The organism is Acinetobacter harbinensis (assembly GCF_000816495.1).
GTDB classification, from domain to species: domain Bacteria; phylum Pseudomonadota; class Gammaproteobacteria; order Pseudomonadales; family Moraxellaceae; genus Acinetobacter; species Acinetobacter harbinensis.
Map to the genome: position 1 here is coordinate 802,421 of NZ_JXBK01000001.1, position 19,205 is coordinate 821,625.

Here is a 19,205-nt window from a genome sequence, read left to right on the forward strand (position 1 = left end):
CAAGACCGGTGATTTTCCGCCCAACTCTAAAATTACCGGCACCAAGTTTTCCGATGCCGCGGCCATAATGGTTTTGCCAATTCGGGTTGAACCGGTAAAAATAATTTTATCAAAGGCCAAATGGCTAAACGTGTCAGAAATTACACCGCCACCGTTGATGACGGCCACCAATTCAATCGGAAAGGCTTCATTTAAGGCTTTTTCCAGTACTTGACCAAAATGACTTGAGGCACTGGAAATTTTAATCATGGCATGATTGCCGGCTGCGATTGCACAAATGAGTGGACCGACTGACAATAATAAAGGATAGTTCCACGGGGTAATAATTCCGACCACGCCTAAAGGTTGGTATTGCACCCATGCTTTTGCCGGTTGATGAATAATTCCGACATGGCGTTTAGACGGTTTCATCCAATGGGTCAAATGCTTGCTATAATATTTGATGTGTTCAAGACAGGTGAGTAGTTCACCAATTTTGGTTTCGCTGATAGAACGGTTACCATAGTCTTGATTAATGGCTTCAGCAAATTGCTCTTGGTATTTAACCAAGATGCGCTTTAAACGTGCTAAACGATCAATACGTTCTTTTGCTGTGGCTAAAGGATGGCGTTGATAAGCATATTTTTGCTGTTCTAGCACGTCATGTAGGTGCTGAATATCAACAGGATGGGGTGTCATTGACGTTGTTTTTGTCTGACTGTTCATGACCTACTACCATTAACTTAAAAGCGATTAATTTAGTTTTTAGAGTAAAAGCTCTAAATAGTCAAGTTACTTTGTGTGTTAGCTCGCTAACCGATTGAATGAATGGTTACTTTAGGATGTCTCACTCCAAAACGGTGAAAACCAAAGATCGTATTTTACAGCTCAGTTTGCAGTTATTTAATGAGCGCGGTGAGCGTTCAGTAACAACAAATCATATTGCAGCTGAACTGAATATGAGTCCGGGTAATTTGTATTACCATTTTCGAAATAAAAATGAAATTATCAAAGAGTTAATGGAACAATATCAAGAGGAAACGTTGGGTATGTTGTCATTACCTGACGACCGCCTACTTGATGCTAATGATAAGATTCGTTATTTTCAAGTGCTGAGCAGTCAGTTATGGGCTTACCGCTTTTTGCATCGTGACGTCTATCATTTGGTGGAAAATAATGAATATTTTCGCAAGATGTATCCGCGTTTTGCCGGCCAAGTGATGCAGCAAGGGCAGAAAATTTATCAAGCCTTTGTCGATGCAGGGTTGATGCAAATGACGGCCTCTGAAATTGAAGCCTTGACCATTAACCTGTGGATTGTGCTGACCAACTGGACCAACTTCTTATATATGTCGGGTCATATTACGGACTCCAATCATCTAGAAGAGAAATGGGTTTGGCAGGCACTGCGTCAAATGGTGTTCTTAGAAGGGGCCTATTTACGCGGCGAAAGTCGTCAGACCTATGAACATTTACTGGAAACTTTTGGCTCATCTGAGCTATTTGCCAGTCTATCCAGTGCAACAGGTGAGCAGAACGACTCGACTATTTAGAAAGCCTGTAAAAGGCGTTAGAATACTCGGCTTGATTTTTAATTTAACTGATTAGTGATATAAACCAACATGAATATGACCACTGCTAACACAGCACGTTTACTGATTACTTGCGAGGATAAGCCGGGAATCGTGCAAGCGGTATCGAGCTTTTTGTATCATCAAGGAGCCAACATTACTGCGCTTGATCAATATGCAACCGAGGCTCAAGGTGGGCGTTATTTCATGCGTGTTGAGTTTGAACTGGATCATTTGCAAAGCCGCAGAGAGAGTTTAACCCAAACTTTTGCCAGCAATGTGGCTGAACGTTACGATATGCAGTGGCGTTTAGGTTTGGTCAGCGACGTTAAAAAAGTCGGTATCTTGGTGTCTAGAGTTGACCATGCTTTACTGGAATTGTTATGGCGTCATGCCCGTGGCGGTTTGCCGTGTGAAATCACCACAGTGGTGTCGAACCATGAAGATTTACGTGAGTCGGTTGAAAATTTCGGTATTCCTTTTGTGGTGGTTCCGGTCAACAAAGACAACAAAGAAGAAGCCTATGCCAAAATTGATGAAATCATGCAAGGCAATGATTTGCTGGTACTGGCACGTTACATGCAAATTTTAAGTGAAAGCTTTGTGGCAAAGTGGGAGATGAAAATTATCAATATTCATCATTCCTTCCTGCCGGCTTTTGTTGGCGCAAATCCGTATAAACAAGCCTATGAAAAAGGCGTTAAGTTAATTGGCGCGACTGCACATTATGTCACTGCCGATTTAGATCAAGGGCCGATCATCGAACAAGATGTCGAGCGCGTGAATCACGATTTTACCGTCGATCAGCTGCGCGAGTTGGGTCAAGATGTTGAGCGAAATGTTTTGGCACGTGCAGTAAAATGGCATTTAGAAGATCGTATTATTGTGGATGGCCATAAAACGGTTGTTTTTCAATAATAATTATTGAAAGCATGAATAAAAAAGGCATACTTAAAGTATGCCTTTTTTATTCATGCTGCAAAAACCTAGCAAAACTTTCCAATTAATAGTTGCAAATGAAAACACTTCTCATTTATTATTGCGGTGCTTTCACTGTACTCACCGATACGCAAGATTGTTTAAATCTGTATACAACGACAATCGCTTGAATTAGGTAACGGCTTTAATGAATCACTCTTCCGCTTTAAATACCCCACCATCCACGCCGATGAAAAAGAAAATAATCACCGCACTGGTTGCTGTGGTCATCGGTCATGTGGGGGTATTGTGGGCGGTGGGGCAAATCAAAAGTCCAGAATTTAAAGCGATTGAAAAAGAGCCGTTAAAGGTACGCTTTGTTAAAATTCAACAATCACCGAAACCTTTACCGCCGAAGCCAAAAGCTGAATCCAAAAAACAACCGCCTGTACCCAAAGAAGTGAAAAAAGTGGAGATTGTTAAAAAACAACTGCCACCGCCACCGAAAAAGGTCGAAAAAGTTCAGCAGGTTAAAAAAGCAGAAACCCTAAAACCCGTGGCAAAAGCAGTCGATGTGCCAACTAAACCTATACTGAGCAGTACAATTTCTGAAAGCAAAGTGGTTAAACCTGCGGCAGTGGCGAAACCGCTACCGATTACGCCGCCTACACCACCTGCACCAGTTACGCCACCAGCGCCGCCTGCACCTGCCTCTCCTAAAAATGTATCAATTGGTGGTTCGGGCGTACAATGGAGTCGTTCTCCTAAGCCGAACTACAACAATAAAGATTTAGACGGTCAAACGCGGACGATTGTGGTGCATATTGAAGCCAATGAAAAAGGGGTAGTCACTTCAGCGCGTATTAGCCGTTCGAGTGGTTTACCTGAGTTAGATGAAAAGATTTTACGCGCAGTGCGTAGTTCCAAATTCAAACCCTACAAAGAGAATGGCGTGGCCTATCCCATCAGTGCTGACCAACCCTTTGAATTGACCTTGAATCCACGCGGCTAACATTTATTAGGAGTTCGAGTATGAACTTTTCAGTGTATTGGCAACATGCCGATGCAGTCAGTAAAACACTGTATTTTGTATTATTGGCCATGTCGATTACCACATGGACAATCTTCGCTTTACGTTTAATTGGCACGCGTCAACTGAAACAACAAGCTTATGCTCAACTTGCTCAAGCACTCAGTAAATTAAAGACAAAATTTGGTGTACTGAATTTTGAACAGCGTAAGGCCGTGGCTGAACAAGCGCTGCTGCGTCAAATTTCTGCGGAAAAAGCCAATGCGGAAAAAGGGGTGGCGGTATTAGGCACAATTGCATCGTTGGCGCCATTTGTGGGTCTATTTGGGACCGTATGGGGAATTTTCCATGCCTTGGTTTCCATCGGTAAAAGCGGACAGGCCGGTTTAGCGCAAGTGGCCACGCCTGTGGGCGAGGCTTTAATTATGACGGGTCTAGGTTTGGCTGTGGCCATTCCGGCCGTGATTGCCTATAACATCTGCACCCGCGCCAATCGTACGCTATCACAGGAATTACAAGATCAAGCCCACGGTTTGTTGATTGATACCATGTTGCAACAAGACTCAGCGCCAACAAGCACAGCCAAAGCTGCCACGGAGCATCTTGTAGGAGGTCAAGCTTAATGGGTTTTCAATTGGGTGAAGATAACGATGTAGGGATGAATGAGATGAATCTGATTCCCCTAATCGATATTATGTTGGTATTGATGATCATCTTTTTGGTGACAGCCACCGTTGCCAACCCATCAATTCCATTAACCTTACCTAAAACCACTGCGGAAATTCTCGATCCACCGCCCAAAGCCATTACCATTAGTATTCGTGCCAATGGCCAAGTGGCATGGGATGATCAAGTCATTAGTCTGAGCGAATTAGAGCAGCGTTTAAATGCTGCCGGTCAAACTGAGCGTAAGCCAACCGTTCAACTGCGTGCCGATAAAGATGCGCGCTATGATTCGGTTGCGCAGGTGATGTCACGTGCTAGTCAAGCAGGACTCAGTGATATTGCGTTTGTCAGTGATAACTAAATTAATTCAAATGCTAAAAAAGTGACCCTCAGGTCGCTTTTTTTATGCTGAATAGACATTCAAGATCAATCATTCAGCTTTAAGTAAATGTTGGAACTTACTGCGTAACTTCATTAGCTTAGGAGGAATAGAGAAATTACAGTAGCCTTGCGTTGGGTTTCGCGCAAAGAAATTCTGGTGATATTCTTCCGCCGGATAAAACTGAGGTGCAGGGCTGAGTTCAGTCACAATATTCAAGTTTTCAGCTTTGAGTTGTTCAATTGTGTGTTGTGCTTGCTGTTGTTGTTCAGGATTAAGATAGTAAATCACCGAACGATACTGCGTGCCCACATCATTGCCTTGACGGTTTAATGTGGTCGGATCATGTGTGGTAAAAAACACATCTAACAGCTGTTTAAAGCTTAATTGGCTTTCATCAAAATCCACTAAGATGACTTCGGCATGTTGCGTGTCACCACGGCAAATATCATCATAACTTGGATTGTTGGTGTGACCGCCAGCATAACCACTGACGACTTTTTCTACGCCTTGAAGTTGTAGAAAAATCGCTTCAACACACCAAAAACATCCACCACCAAATAATGCCTGTTGCATGGTTTGTTATCCTGTTGGGTCATTATAGTTGTATATCGGGGCTTTTGCAGACACTGCAAGATTTTTTTAGCATTTAAAATGTAAAAGCCTGCATATACAGGCTTTTAGCATAGATTATTTTACTGTGCTTTTGGACTGCTGCTTAACTGGATTAAGACGTTGCCATTACGATCAAGTAATTTGAGTGTTTTGCCATATACTTGGTAGTTGGTCACTTTGGCTAAAGCTTGTTTAAATTGTTGAGAAATATTGGTGTTGTTGCCACATGCCATCATGGTTTCTGCCATTTGCGCAAATGCGAGCGTGTCGCTACCGGCGGTATATTGTCCCATTAAACGGTTACAGCCATCTGCACCACTCACGCGCTGTGTTGCACTGTCAAACTGTAAGCTTGGTACATTTTGCTCACCTGCTGGCAGACGAATTTCAGTATTGCCAATATGGGTTGCAACCCAAGTTTTATTTTGTAGTTGGACTAAATTTGCAGTTTCAATACTTGCTGATGCACCTGGCATAGTTTCACAACCGGTGAATGCGACTGTTGCCGTTAAAATACCGACTGCCAATAATTTTTTTAACATGATGCAATTCCCACAGTCAATAATTTTTTTAACATGATGCAATTCCCACAGTTCAATTTAACTTAAGGCTTATATAAACAAAAAAAGATGGATAAAACTAGCCTTAAATGTATGTTTTTTATATTTTAAAGTTTTATTGTTCAGGGTGATTGTATGCTTTTCTTAGCGGGCAGGCCTTGCCGAATCAGCGTTGAGTATTGCTCACTGCTGAGATGATCTATATGACTAACGCGCGGATTGACATGCGCCTGTTGATACCATTGTTTCATGGTGAGTTGATGCGATAGGGCATTTAAATCGTACAGGTAATTGGGTAAGTAGCCAGAGGCCAGTAGGCGATAGTCCATCGGGAAGTCTCTTTGTGATACCGCTTGCACCATGTCAAACACCAAGGTGGTGCAGTTACTGGTGAGACTGTTGTACCATTTGGGCTGTGCTTTTAACTCATCCGCTTTATGTAAATATTCTTCAAACAGCGCACGGCTCTCTGTTTTTGTCATATTGGTGGGAAAGAAATAAACTTGCTCACCACGACTGTTGCTGCGGGTATAAATTAAATCTCTTTCATCGGCGGCCACCAAGCTCAGTTCATATTTTCTAAAAAAACCACCAAAAGTGGAGAACTCTTCGCCTTTTTCTTTACGCACTTCAATAGAGAAGGTGAGCGGCTTACTGTCAGCAAAATCAAAGCTTACCAGTGTATGGGCAATTTGTGGGCCCATCCAATACGAGGTAATAATATTCACCCCAGTGATTTGATTTAAATTAACATGACGTGATTCCCAGTGCGCATCATAATGACCATCGGCGTACCAAGTAAAATTACGCACATTGTGCAGGGTAATCTCATCACCCTTGCGCTCATAGGATAAAACCTGTGCCACTTCAGGATTCCAGTCGCGATCTTGTTTGGCCTCTAAACTAAAATACCAAAATAAACCCAGCAGAAAGCCCAAGAGGTAAATCAAGATATCGGTATAACGATTAATAAAATTTTGCGTGGCATAAATACCAAGGATACTTAAAGCAAAGGCAATCCACAGTCCAATCATAAAACGACTGGCCAGCCAACCCAACGGTTCTTGAAACCACAGTGCCAGACACAGCCAAAGCGAAGATAAAATCACAAAAACACTAAACACAGAATGCAGCAGAGCTAAGCCGACTGCGAACAGAAATTCCTTTTTTCCAAGACTATGCATAGTGCAGGCTAATCACGAGGGCTGAGCTTCATTTTTGATAGGTTGCGAACTCAAAAGCAATCCCATTTTTGTCATCAATATGTTGTTCTGACGATACTTTTTTAAATTCAGCGGGAATCTCTGGATAGTAGGCATCGCCTTGAACATCCAATTCGACATGGGTCAATTCGAGTCGATCGGCGATCGGCAAGGTTTGTGTGAAAATCTCGCCACCACCAATAATAAATAGGGTGTCTGGTTTTTCTGATGCGTGTACGTCAGCCACTGCTTGGCTTAAGGCCGCCTCAATAGAGTGCGCGGTTTTTACCCCATCAAATGACCAATGCGGGTCACGGGTAATCACCCAATTAACACGTTTCGGCAGAGCACGGCCCATCGATTCTAAGGTTTTACGCCCCATGATCACCACACCGCCTTGGGTAATGGCTTTAAAGTGTTTTAAATCGGCAGAAATATGCCACGGCATGTCGTTGGCTTTCCCAATACAACGCTGCTGATCCATCGCCACCACGTGAACAACTTCTAAATTTTGAAATGACATGCCTGCATTTACCTTGATCTTAAGAATTGCATCCCTGCATGCTGCATTTTAAATTCTTGATCTGCAGCATCGAGTGAGGGAGAGGATTGGGTAGTATTTGCCTAGCTATTTAAACCGCCACCGCTGCTTTAATTGCCGGGTGAGATTCATAGCCGATAATTTCAATATCTTCAAATTTAAACTCGAAAATATCATTAATATTAGGATTTAATTGCAGTTGACACAGTGGCATCGGTTCACGGCTGAGCTGCAATTGCGCTTGTTCAAAATGATTGCTGTATAAATGCGTATCACCACTGGTCCAGACAAAATCACCGACGGCTAAATCACAGACTTGCGCGATCATATGGGTGAGTAGTGCATAACTGGCAATGTTAAAGGGCACACCTAAAAACACATCTGCACTGCGTTGATACAGTTGGCAGGAGAGTTTGCCGTTTTGTACAAAAAACTGAAAGAAGGTGTGGCACGGCGGTAAGGCAACATTATTGGCTTCTTGAGGATTCCAACCCGACACAATTAAACGTCGTGAATTGGGATTGGTCTTAATTTCATTCACCAGCCATTTAATTTGGTCAAAGCCATCTGCTGCATATAAGCCATTTTCTATTTGTGTGGCGCCAAAATTACGCCATTGGTGACCATAAACCGGCCCCAATTCGCCCTCAGGACGTCCAAAACGCGCTGTTTGTTCTGCGGTGGCCCATTCATTCCAAATGGAAACCTTCTGCTCTTGTAGATATTTGACGTTGGTATCGCCTTTTAAAAACCATAATAATTCAATCGCAATGGAGCGGAAATGAACTTTTTTAGTGGTCAATAAAGGGAAACCTTGAGAAAGATCAAAGCGCATTTGATGACCGAATACTGAACGCGTGCCTGTTCCAGTACGATCGCCTTTGTCGCCACCGTTGTCGAGGATGTGTTGTAGAAGGTCTAAATATTGACGCATATTGCTCTCATTGTACGGATGTAAACGAATTTGTTCTGCAAAAAATTCACTAACGCTTGATTTGACGCGTTTGATTCAGCCGGCCATATTAGCCTTTTTACACGCATTTTTCTAGGATAAAAGAGCGGTCTATTTTATCAAAACAATGAGCAAAAATTTGCAATTTTTAATCCAGTGACCGTCTGTTGAAGCATCAAACATTGGTGCTATAGCGCATCGCGCCTAAGCGATTAAGTCAACCGCTTGGGCGCTTTTTGCTGAGTTACTTTTTTTGTGCCAATAAGATCGCAAAGCGTTGCTGAATGCGCAGGCCTTGTTCATCTGTGCGATGCAATTGGCCGATATCTTCACTGTATTTCAGGATATTCCAGTCCTGATAATAAGCTTTCAGCTCAGCTGTTTTAAAGCTAAATGAGAAATCGGCTTGTGCGGGACAATCGTCGCTTTCCATCACACAGACAATCAAATTCAAGCCTTGGCTTTTGGTGGCATGTTGCATGTTCTGAATAAGTTTGGGGATGCTGCTGGGCTGTAAAAACATCATCACCACAGTGCAATAGATGAAATTGTACTGACCCTCAATTGGGCTGGCTTGATTTAAATCATACAGTTGGGGATGTAGATTTTGAATTTGCTCGGCTTGAATGATTTGATTTAATTTTTCAATACTTTCGGGCTTGTTGTCCCACGCATCGACCTGTACGCCGTGTTGGCTTAGGAATAGGGCATTGCGTCCTTTACCACAGCCTAAATCTAGAGCCTGAGTGCTTTCAGTGCCTTGGTGGCTTTGCAGCACAGGCAGCGCTGCTACAATTTCTGAATGGGGCGCGCTCAGTTTGTATTTTTTGGCAAAATAATCCTCAGGCTGACAATAAAAGCTCAATTGGCATTCGATATCTGCACTGCTGGAGACAATTTTATGCCATGCCAGTGGTTCAATAAACGGCGGTTGCTGCTCAACTGAAAACACATGCTCGGATTGAATTTCACCGGATTCTGTCATCATGGCAAAGTGTAATTCACCTTTTAAAATTGTCAGCTTGGCCCATGTGCCGGCTTTGGTGTTGTGTTTTTTTTGAAAACCGGACGGAATGGTGGCTTGTGTCCAAACGGGAAGTTGCTGATAACAGATTAATGAGTTCATGGATTTCCTCTATGGTTCAATTGTGCCGTGATAAATCTGCTCAATGCTTGATGGCTGCGTTATTTGTTATCGATCAGATTTTGAAAAATTATATTCTGCGCATTAAATCTAGCGACTTTGATCTTAGCATTGCCATGCAGCATAAGCGCGCTTATATCGACTTATATGGTTAACGGGTCAGAAAATGCAGCTAAAAAAATACCCAAGCCATTGAAGAACATGCTTCAAAAGCTTGGGTGTGTTTTGTCGTTATGCTTTGTCCTAGGGGTGGGCTTAAAGGTTAAGGCAGTGGTTTGATGGGGCTGCCGCCTAAGGCTTGCATTAGCGTCACATAGGCATTGTATTGGCTCTGTTTGGTTTGTACCAACGCCAGTCGTGCATTACGCGTGGTGGCTTGCGCATCGAGTAGGTTTTTAAGGGCAATGGCGCCATTACGATAACGTACTTCAGTCAGGCGTTCAGTTTTTTCTGCCAGTTCGACATTACGCTGTTGTAAAGCCACCTGCTGATTCAGTTCTGTGCGTGCAGAAAGTGCATTTTCCACGTCGGCAAAAGCCTGATACAAGGTTTGACGATATTGTACAATGGCCTTTTCATAGTCTAAATCACTTAAAGCCACATCTTTTTTCATATCGTTATATTGCAAGAACGGTAAGCTTAGATTTGCCCCCAAGGTTAGCGCTGGATTTTGCAACAATTGCGTCAGTGAGGTACTGGATGTACCTAAAGTGCCAGTCAAGCTAATGGACGGATAATAGCTGGCTTTGGTGGCATCTTTATTGGCCAAGACTTTACGTAAGCGTAGTTCTGCTGCTTGTAAATCTGGACGACGCGCCAGTAAATCTGCCGGTAAGCCACTGGCGATAGTCGGCAGTGTGGTGCGCGGCAGGCGTGAAGGTTCTTGAAGATTTAACTGCTGCACCGGTCGGCTGAGTAATACGGCCAAAGCGCTACGTGTTTCCACGCGTTGCTGTTCAATTTGGCTTAAACTGGCTTTTTGACTTTGCACCGCTTGTTCAGCAGAGGTTAAATCTAAGCCGGATACTGCACCTGCACGATATTGCACTCGGACCAAATCGTAAGTTTTTTGCGTACTGGCTAGATTTTGTTGCGCAATTTGATAGCGCTCATTTAAGTAGCCCAATTGCCAATATAACGTCGTGGTGGTGGCAATTAAGCTTTGTGCGGTACTTTGTAAATCTTGTGCGGTTGCACGTGCTTCCCATTGACTGGCTTCAGTTTGGCGTGCCAATTTGCCAAATAAATCCAATTCATAACTGACCCCCGCACTGACAGATAAACCACGCGATGCATCATCGCCTGAGTTTAAATCAATGCTGTGTCCTGTTGAGACACTAGAATTGACGCGCGGGCCTTGCTTATTCTGGGTCAGACCCGCCTGTAAGCGGGCTTGTTGTAAATTAATACCGGCCACGGCCAAATCATTGTTACTGGCCAGTACTTGTTGCACCAATTGATTCAATTGAGGGTCATTAAACAACGACCACCATTGATCAGTATTCACCGCAGCATGTAGCTGCTGACTCAGGACTTTACTGTTTTGAAATGTCTCTGGAATACTGACGCTTGGTGCTTGATACGGCGTTTTAACCACGGCCGCACAGCCAACCAACGTGCCGGTTAACAGTAGTGCGCTGGCCAATTTACTAAAAGATAGAGGCATATTCAGCATCCTTATTCACGAGAAAGAGCATCTACAGGGTTTAACTGTGCAGCATTGCGGGCGGGGATAAAGCCAAACACAATCCCAATCAAGCTAGAACAGACAAAGGCGGCAATAATCGAGGTGGTGGAGTAGGCCATCTCGAAAGTGTCACCTGCGAAATGTCCAATCAATTGACCAATTCCTAGCGATAAAAGTACCCCCAAAATTCCGCCTAAAATACACACCAATACCGCTTCAATCAGGAACTGCTGCAAAATGTCACTTTGCCGTGCGCCTACCGCCATGCGGACCCCAATTTCTTGGGTACGCTCAGTCACCGAAACCAGCATAATATTCATCACGCCAATGCCGCCGACAATCAAGGAAATCACCGCAATCGCTGAGACCAATAAGGTCATGGTTTGTGTGGTTTGCTGAATGGTTTCACGAATACTGTCTGAGTTTTGGGTAAAGACATCTTGTGCATCATGACGTTGCACCAGTAAATTTAAGATGGCATTTTCAGCTGCACTGCTTGGGTATTCATCTTTAATACGCACAATAATGCTGCGCACATTGGACTGACCCAGCATCCGGCTCATCACGGTGGAATACGGCAGATATACATTTAAGCTATCGCTGTTACCGCCCATTGATTTTTGTGCTTCAATCACGCCAATAATCCGGCTTGGCACACTGCCCAATAAAATCACTTGGCCGACAGGATTGCTGCCATCACTAAAGAAAGTTTTTTTGGTGTTGTCATCAATCACCACATCTTGCGTGCGCTGAGTAATTCCTGAGCGATCAAAAGGCTGACCGGAGGCCAAGGTCATGCCTTTAACATAGAAAAAGTCTTCACTGACACCATTTACCGTGGTGGAGGCCTCGGTATCTTTAAATCGGGCGGTGACATTGGTGGTCACGGAAGGACTGACGCCATCGACATAGGGTTGCTCGGCCAACGCTTCTGCATCGGCCGGAACCAAGGTTTTAACTTGCGCTGTTTTAGAGTTATCGCCAAAGCCACGCCCTTGAAAAACGGTAATGGTGTTGGTGCCTAAACTGCTAATATTCTCTAGAATTTTTTTCTGTGAACCATTTCCGAGCGCCACCACGGAGACCACCGAGGCAATACCAATAATAATACCCAGCATGGTTAAAAAGGTACGCATACGATGCGCATTCATGGCCAAGAGCGCCATGTTAAAGGCTTCGGCTAAGCGGTCGATCGTTGAGCGCCAAGCAGGTGTTTTCTTTTGTGGAGTACGATCAAGCGCTTGTTTAATCAGGGCTTCGCCATCGACATCCGGAATGTTGGCGCGATCAGAAATAATATTCCCGTCACTGATCTCAATGATACGCGAGGCATTTTTAGCCACGTTCATATCATGCGTCACCAAAATAATGGTGTGCCCTTTGGCATTCAGCTCGCGTAAAATTCGCATCACTTCAATGCCGCTGTTTTTATCTAAGGCACCGGTGGGTTCATCGGCCAAAATCACATCGCCGCCATTCATTAACGCGCGCGCAATGGAGACACGTTGCTGCTGACCGCCGGACAATTGACTGGGGCGATTCTGCGTTTTATCGGCTAAACCTAAGTCGGTGAGTAATTGATTGGAGCGCTGTTGCCGTGCTGTGGCATCGACGCCGGCATAAATCGCCGGTACTTCGACGTTGCCTGCGGCGCTTAAGTCGCCGAGTAAATGATAACGCTGGAAAATAAAACCAAAATATTCACGGCGCAATTGTGCCAAGTCATCCGCAGCCAATTGACGCGTTTCACGGCCTTGCACCTGATAACTGCCGGCGCTGGGCTGATCTAAACAGCCCAAAATATTCATCAGCGTCGATTTACCCGAACCGGATTGCCCGACAATTGCGACCAATTCACCGGCATAAATTTCTAAATTAATGCCCTTTAAAATCTGAATGCTCGTTTCCCCCGCAGGGAACTCACGAGTCAGATCTTTAACCTTGAGCAAAGGCAATTGATTTTGACTCATGATTAAATTCTCATTTGGCCTGCGCCAGCACGGTTACTACGTTTAGCCGCATCATTAGACGTATCGGAACCATCAGCAATCACCACTTGGTCACCTTGTTTTAAGCCTTTAAGCACTTCCGCCGAAACCCGATTGTTTAAGCCAATTAATACCGGTTGCGCTGTTGCTGTGCCATCTGCTTGCAGCACACGAACCATCGCCATGGAGGCTTTGCCTTGCTCAACCAGTGATTTTTCTTCAGCCGAGAGTTCTAAGCGTTTTGGACGTTCAGTTTGATTCTTTGCTGTAGAGTTGGTGGCACTTTGCGCTTTGTTTTTATCCATGTTACCGCTACGATTGCCGCGTTTTGAGCGATTTGTGCTTTGTATAGCGGCAGCGGGAATGGTTAACACATTTTTGGCTTCATTGAGGATGATATACACTTGCGCCGTCATATTAATCCGTAGCTTGCCATCTTCATTGGGAACATCAAATAAAGCGTTGTAATACACCGCAGTACTGGATGATGAAGTGGATGCATTGGTGCTTTCTGTATTAATTGAATTGGGTGCAGGTTCAACTTGGCGTAGTTTGGCATAGTGTTTTTTATCGCTATTGCCCAAGGTGGTGAAATACACCGTTTGGCCTTCTTCTACTTTCATCACATCGGCTTCTGAAATTTCAGCCTTGATGGTCATGTTGTTGAGTTGTGCCAGTTTAACAATAGTCGGGGCGCTTTGATTGGCGTTTACCGTTTGGCCTTCCTCAGTCACAATGGCCACAATGGTGCCATCCATGGGCGCGACAATTTGGGTATAACCTAAATTTTCTTTGGCGGTATCCAGCGTTAAGCGCGATTGTTCAATTTGCGCATTGATGGCCAAAATGTCAGCTTGTGCGGTTTTATAACTGGCCAAGGCCGATTCTAGCTCAGCACGCGAGGTGGCATCTTGCGCGTACATGGCTTGTTGACGCTGATATTCCGCATTCACTTTGGCCAAGTTGGCTTGTTTAACTGCCAATTGCGCTTGTTGATTTTTAATACTGGCTTCGGCCGTTTTGAAATCATTTTCTTGACGAATAGAATCAATGCGGGCAATTAGTTGACCCTTTTTCACTTGGTCACCCAGTTGCACATACATTTTTTTCACTTGACCGGAAACCTGCGCACCGACACTGACCATTTTGGTGGCTTCGAGGACGCCGGTGGCCAAAACAGAATCTTCAATGCTGTCACGTGAAACTTCAGCAGTAATATATTGCTGCACGGCGGGCTTCGGTTTAAAAAAGTACCAACCAGCTGCGACCACAGCCACAACACACAGCACAATAATGACTATTTTTGCGGGTTTTATTTTAGGCATCGTAATTGTATAAATGAAAAAATTGTATTGAGTATAAAAGTTAAATGAGGATAAAACGTGAACTTTTGCATCCAATCTAAAATTGGACATTAAAATGCCAAAAATTGCGTTAAATTGCATAAAAAGATGAGATTAGACAAGCCGTTAGAATAGCGCCATAAAACCAATGTACTGCCGTTTTTTATGGCCTGCACTTATCCGATGCAATGGCCTGATCTAAATGCTAAAGAGCGGTTGACCGCAGATACTGACAATGGCTTGCATGACCAAGTGCTCTGAATTTTCCGGACTTAATCCTTTAATTGAGGCATCAATACGTAAAAGCAGTGCAGGCCATGTTAAAAAGCATTGCGGATTTAGTCGTCTTAAGGCTTGTTGATATTGGCTGACTTTGTTTTTCCAAATTCCGAGCTGTAGTGCATTCTGCGGTTGCTCAAACAATTGCATCAACAAACGCATCTCTTTACTGATGCTCCATAAAATCAGGCTCATCGGTTCACCCGACGCCATCAGATATTGAAAAATTTTAATGGCTTGCGCTAAATTTCCGGCCAATAGGGCATCGGTTAAATCATAAGTGCTATAGCGGGATTGGTCTTGTAAGCAGGAAAATAAGTGTGAAATTTCAATCACGTCTACATCGGCAAAGGTATCACTCACACGCATTAAGCTATTTTTTGCAGCCAGTAAATTATGTTCATGGTGTTGTTCCAGCCATTGCCATGCATCTTTGGCCAGTTGTATACCCAGTTTTTCAGCTTCGAGTGCCAAGATGCGTTGGCGATCTTGCGGGTAGTTGGCGGTGAGGGCGACTGTTACACCATTGGCATCGACCACTTGAAAAAAATTGGTCTTTAAACTGTTGCTGTCTTGCTTGGGCATGACCACCAACAACAGATTGTGCTCATTGTGTTGAATATAGCTTTTCAGTTGTTTGAGGGCGCTGGCATCGGGTTTGATATTGCCATGTACTTCAATGGCCAACTGATTAGAAAACAGCGACAAACTGTTTAAGGCATTAAATACAGTTTTCCAATCACTGACGCTATTGATGTCATAGCGCTGGCGTTCAATGTCTTGTTTACGCCAGCTTTGCCGAAAAGCATCCAGTAGATTTTGTTCCAGTAATGGCTCTTGACCATACATAATCCAAGCCCCCCGTGCTTCATCGACACGTTTAAGCGCTTGGGCATAGTCAAGTTTCATAACAAAAAATCAATCCTTTAAGGTTGTGAGGGCGCAGCTGTTGCTGCCTGTGTCACTTTCGGTAAGCGATTAGAGGAAATTTGACGTGCAATTTGCTGCGCCACATCATCCACAATCACTTGGTTTAAATATTTTTGTTCTTGATCATCGGTGTTGACCGTGGCCACATCATATTGATAATTACGTGAAGCGGTAATGGTGCGCACTTCAGTGACAGCATGACCTTGGGCATCTTCAATGCGGAAAGTCACGGTTAAACGCAATAAGGTTTCGACTAATTTGCCATTTAATTCGTAACGCTGCGGCGCATAATCTAAAATATGTAATACGTAGGCATCGGGTGCATTGCTCAACTGAATACCGCTGGCCGATAAATAAACAGCTAATTTTTCATGTAATGCTTCGGTGTTGTCTGGCAGTACCAAACTCATTTTTGCATAAGCGCTGGGCGTGATGCTGGGGTTCATACCTTTTAAATGAAAACCACAACCGACTAAGCTGGCACTTAGACCCAAAGTTAATACAACCGCTGCTACACGTTGAACTAAGTGCATGCTTTTTCCTCTATTTTATCCCAAAGCTGGGAAATGAATTCTTGCGTTGATTGTAAAGTCAAAGCCCGTTGTCAAGCAACGGGCTTTGTTTGGCTTTTGTTGTGTAAACAGCTTACACGTTGCTTTTGCCTCTGCTCAAAAGAGACGCAACCGAGTAAAGCTTTAAACCACCAAATTGACCAACTTATTCGGAATCACAATTTCTTTTTTGGTTGGACCGGTTAAGAATTGTTGAACTTCAGGTAAGGCTTTGGCCTGCGCTAAAATATCATCTTTAGAGATATCTACCGCCACTTCTAATTTACCGCGCAACTTACCATTGACTTGAACCACAATCGTTTGGGTATTGCGCGTTAGTGCAGAGGTATCGACGCTTGGAAATAAAGCGGTAGTTAACTCAATCCCAAATTCAGCCAATAAGGTTTGACTTAAGTGCGGTGCAAAAGGTGCAAGCAAAGTCAGCAAAGTCACAATGGCATCCCGCTCAACCGCTACATCATTGTCATCTTGTGCTTCAAATTTGTTGATGCTATTGAGCAATTCCATTTGCGCTGCAATGGCGGTATTAAAGGCATGACGACGTTCAATATCATCACCGACTTTTTGAATGGTCTCATGTGTCTTACGGCGTAAATCTTGTGCAGATTTCGATACATTGCTCATGTCGATAGTGGCTACGGCATGGCCTTTTTCTAAGAAACCAGTCGCCAAACGCCAAACGCGTTTTAAGAAACGATGCGCACCTTCAACACCGGCATCCGACCATTCGAGTGATTGATCTGGTGGTGCAGCAAACATCATAAATACACGCGCAGTATCGGCACCGTATTGCTCAATAATGGCTTGGGGATCAATACCATTATTTTTAGATTTCGACATTTTTTCTTGACCGCCAACCACAACCTCTTGGCCATCACCGCTGTATTTGGCCGAAAGCACACGACCTTTATCGTCTTTTTCTAAGATAATGTCGGCAGGGTTAAACCATGTTTTCTTACCAGATTCTGCCTCACGGTAGAAAGTATCTGCCAACACCATACCTTGGGTCAGTAAATTGGCAAACGGTTCATTGCCTTGCACCACACCTTCATCACGCATCAATTTATGGAAGAAACGTGCATACAGTAAATGCAGGATGGCATGTTCAACGCCACCAATATATTGATTCACAGGCAACCAAGATTGAGCCGCTTCAGGTTTCACCAAACCGCCTTTAAAGTCAGGCGAGGCATAACGTGCATAATACCAAGAGGACTCGACAAAGGTATCTAAGGTATCGGTTTCACGACGTGCATCCGCACCGCAACATGGACAGCTGGTTTGATAAAATTCCGGCATTTTGTTCAGTGGATTACCTGAACCATCGGGTACTACATCGGTCGGTAAAATCACCGGCAGTTGTTCTTCAGGCACCGGCACTTGACCACAGGTATCACAGTTGATCATTGGAATTGGACAACCCCAATAACGCTGACGAGAAACCCCCCAATCGCGTAGACGGAACTGGACTTTGGTATTGGCCAGTTGTTGTGGTTCTAATTTGGCAATTAACGCATCAAAAGCGGCTTGGAACGTTAAGCCATCAAATTCAGCCGAATTGACCAAAGTACCTTCTTTTGAGCCGTACCATTCTTGCCATTGCGTGCTAGAAAATTCTGCATCGTCTGCACCTTTAGCATCAATCACTTGTTTGATGTTGAGACCGAATTTATTGGCAAATTCAAAATCACGTTCGTCATGTGCCGGCACCGCCATGACTGCGCCTGAGCCGTATGACATGAGCACATAGTTGGCAATCCACACCGGAACTGCTTCACCAGTCACTGGATGCTTCACAAACAGGCCAGTGGCCATGCCTTTTTTCTCGGCCACAGCCAAATCAGCCTCAGCCACTGAACCCATACGACATTCTTCAATGAATGCTTTTAATGTTGGATTGTTCTCAGCCGCTTGGAGTGCCATCGGATGTTCAGCCGCCACTGCAACATACGTCACACCCATTAAGGTGTCACCACGTGTGGTATAGACGGTTAAATCATCGGCATACAGTTCTGGGTTGGCAGAGGGAAAGGTAATTTCCATGCCTTGAGAGCGACCAATCCAATTGCGCTGCATGGTCAGAACTTGTTGTGGCCAACCTTCTTTCAGCGTGTCTAAATCGTCTAATAATTCTTGTGCATAATCGGTAATGCGGAAGTAATACATTGGAATATCACGTTTTTCAACCAATGCACCGGAACGCCAGCCGCGACCATTTTCAACTTGCTCATTGGCCAAAACGGTTTGATCAACTGGATCCCAATTGACGGTGGATAATTTACGGTAAATTAAGCCTTTTTTATACAGCTGTACAAACAGCCACTGTTCCCAGTGATAATATTCAGGGGTACAGGTGGCAAATTCACGATCCCAATCCACAGACAATCCCAGTTTTTTAAGCTGATCACGCATGTAGGCAATATTTTCAAAGGTCCATTTTGCTGGCGCAACTTGATGGGCAATCGCGGCATTTTCTGCCGGTAAACCAAATGCATCCCAACCCATCGGCTGTAATACGGTTTCACCTTTTAAGCGGTGAAAACGGCTGATCACATCACCAATGGTGTAGTTTCGCACATGACCCATATGCAGTCTGCCGCTTGGGTAGGGGAACATCGACAGGATATAACGATGTTTACCCTCGCAGGTATCGGCAACTTTAAAGACTTTACGTGCTTCCCAGTCTTGCTGGACATTGGGTTCAATCGCACTCGCTTGATATTCAGGGTCAATGTGAGAAATAGTCATAAATGTATATCAGGACAACAGTTAAAAGTTTGTGACACAGCATAGCGCAAAACAGACTAAAAAGTGAATTTTGCAGCAGCTATACACAAGAAAATAAGCAA

19 protein-coding genes are annotated in these 19,205 nt (G+C 44.1%); 6 read left to right on the forward strand and 13 right to left on the reverse strand.

Annotated features, from left to right (window positions below):
• Positions 1-705 (reverse strand): aldehyde dehydrogenase family protein (locus tag SE27_RS14385; RefSeq protein WP_455549961.1); only part of this gene is annotated, 705 nt, incomplete at its 3' end.
• A 116-nt stretch (positions 706-821) separates the two neighbouring features.
• Here SE27_RS14385 and SE27_RS03755 point away from each other — a divergent pair.
• From SE27_RS03755 to SE27_RS03775, 5 genes are all read left to right on the forward strand, one after another.
• Positions 822-1,532: a TetR/AcrR family transcriptional regulator gene (locus SE27_RS03755; protein ID WP_039620988.1), complete on the forward strand. Its 711-nt coding sequence runs from the start codon at positions 822-824 to the stop codon at positions 1,530-1,532.
• A gap of 69 nt (positions 1,533-1,601) precedes the next feature.
• A complete protein-coding gene (gene purU / locus SE27_RS03760) occupies positions 1,602-2,468 on the forward strand; it encodes a formyltetrahydrofolate deformylase (protein ID WP_039620991.1) in 867 nt (288 codons plus the stop codon).
• 208 nt (positions 2,469-2,676) lie between these two features.
• The gene (locus SE27_RS03765) at positions 2,677-3,480 is read left to right on the forward strand and encodes an energy transducer TonB (protein ID WP_039620993.1); all 804 of its coding nucleotides are present in this window, start codon (positions 2,677-2,679) and stop codon (positions 3,478-3,480) included.
• A 20-nt stretch (positions 3,481-3,500) separates the two neighbouring features.
• A complete protein-coding gene (locus SE27_RS03770; protein WP_039620994.1) occupies positions 3,501-4,121 on the forward strand; it encodes a MotA/TolQ/ExbB proton channel family protein in 621 nt (206 codons plus the stop codon).
• Entirely contained in the window at positions 4,121-4,525 is a 405-nt protein-coding gene (locus SE27_RS03775; RefSeq protein ID WP_039620996.1) for an ExbD/TolR family protein, read from the forward strand. The genes SE27_RS03770 and SE27_RS03775 overlap by 1 nt, the downstream gene beginning before the upstream one ends.
• A gap of 69 nt (positions 4,526-4,594) precedes the next feature.
• Here the strand turns inward: SE27_RS03775 and msrA are convergent, their stop codons facing one another.
• From msrA to tehB, 6 genes are all read right to left on the reverse strand, one after another.
• Positions 4,595-5,119, reverse strand: a complete 525-nt coding sequence (gene msrA / locus SE27_RS03780; RefSeq protein ID WP_039620998.1) for a peptide-methionine (S)-S-oxide reductase MsrA — start codon at positions 5,117-5,119, stop codon at positions 4,595-4,597.
• Positions 5,120-5,238: 119 nt separating this feature from the next.
• Positions 5,239-5,700 carry an META domain-containing protein gene (locus SE27_RS03785; RefSeq protein ID WP_039621000.1) on the reverse strand — a complete coding sequence of 154 codons (462 nt, stop codon included), beginning with the start codon at positions 5,698-5,700 and terminating at the stop codon, positions 5,239-5,241.
• A gap of 140 nt (positions 5,701-5,840) precedes the next feature.
• Complete coding sequence (locus SE27_RS03790; protein WP_039621001.1) at positions 5,841-6,902, reverse strand: Lnb N-terminal periplasmic domain-containing protein; 1,062 nt, start codon at positions 6,900-6,902, stop codon at positions 5,841-5,843.
• A gap of 28 nt (positions 6,903-6,930) precedes the next feature.
• Positions 6,931-7,443 carry a dihydrofolate reductase gene (locus SE27_RS03795; RefSeq protein WP_039621003.1) on the reverse strand — a complete coding sequence of 171 codons (513 nt, stop codon included), beginning with the start codon at positions 7,441-7,443 and terminating at the stop codon, positions 6,931-6,933.
• Between the two features lie 109 nt (positions 7,444-7,552).
• Positions 7,553-8,395, reverse strand: a complete 843-nt coding sequence (thyA, locus tag SE27_RS03800) for a thymidylate synthase (protein WP_039621005.1) — start codon at positions 8,393-8,395, stop codon at positions 7,553-7,555.
• 262 nt (positions 8,396-8,657) lie between these two features.
• A complete protein-coding gene (gene tehB / locus SE27_RS03805) occupies positions 8,658-9,539 on the reverse strand; it encodes an SAM-dependent methyltransferase TehB (protein WP_039621007.1) in 882 nt (293 codons plus the stop codon).
• Here tehB and SE27_RS13830 point away from each other — a divergent pair.
• Positions 9,530-9,712: a hypothetical protein gene (locus SE27_RS13830; RefSeq protein WP_148308918.1), complete on the forward strand. Its 183-nt coding sequence runs from the start codon at positions 9,530-9,532 to the stop codon at positions 9,710-9,712. The genes tehB and SE27_RS13830 overlap by 10 nt on opposite strands.
• Before the next feature lie 107 nt (positions 9,713-9,819).
• Here the strand turns inward: SE27_RS13830 and SE27_RS03810 are convergent, their stop codons facing one another.
• The 6 genes from SE27_RS03810 to leuS all read right to left on the reverse strand — a co-directional run bounded on the left by SE27_RS03810 (position 9,820) and on the right by leuS (position 19,104).
• Positions 9,820-11,223 carry an efflux transporter outer membrane subunit gene (locus SE27_RS03810; RefSeq protein ID WP_039621009.1) on the reverse strand — a complete coding sequence of 468 codons (1,404 nt, stop codon included), beginning with the start codon at positions 11,221-11,223 and terminating at the stop codon, positions 9,820-9,822.
• An 11-nt stretch (positions 11,224-11,234) separates the two neighbouring features.
• Entirely contained in the window at positions 11,235-13,214 is a 1,980-nt protein-coding gene (locus tag SE27_RS03815; RefSeq protein ID WP_039621011.1) for a MacB family efflux pump subunit, read from the reverse strand.
• Positions 13,215-13,216: 2 nt separating this feature from the next.
• On the reverse strand, positions 13,217-14,557 hold the full coding sequence (locus SE27_RS03820) for an efflux RND transporter periplasmic adaptor subunit (RefSeq protein ID WP_039623788.1): 1,341 nt from the start codon (positions 14,555-14,557) through the stop codon (positions 13,217-13,219).
• Positions 14,558-14,773: 216 nt separating this feature from the next.
• Complete coding sequence (gene holA / locus SE27_RS03825) at positions 14,774-15,763, reverse strand: DNA polymerase III subunit delta (RefSeq protein ID WP_039621012.1); 990 nt, start codon at positions 15,761-15,763, stop codon at positions 14,774-14,776.
• A 17-nt stretch (positions 15,764-15,780) separates the two neighbouring features.
• Complete coding sequence (locus tag SE27_RS03830) at positions 15,781-16,317, reverse strand: LPS-assembly lipoprotein LptE (protein WP_039621014.1); 537 nt, start codon at positions 16,315-16,317, stop codon at positions 15,781-15,783.
• 162 nt (positions 16,318-16,479) lie between these two features.
• Positions 16,480-19,104: a leucine--tRNA ligase gene (leuS, locus tag SE27_RS03835; protein WP_039621016.1), complete on the reverse strand. Its 2,625-nt coding sequence runs from the start codon at positions 19,102-19,104 to the stop codon at positions 16,480-16,482.
• Between the last annotated feature and the right edge of the window lie 101 nt (positions 19,105-19,205).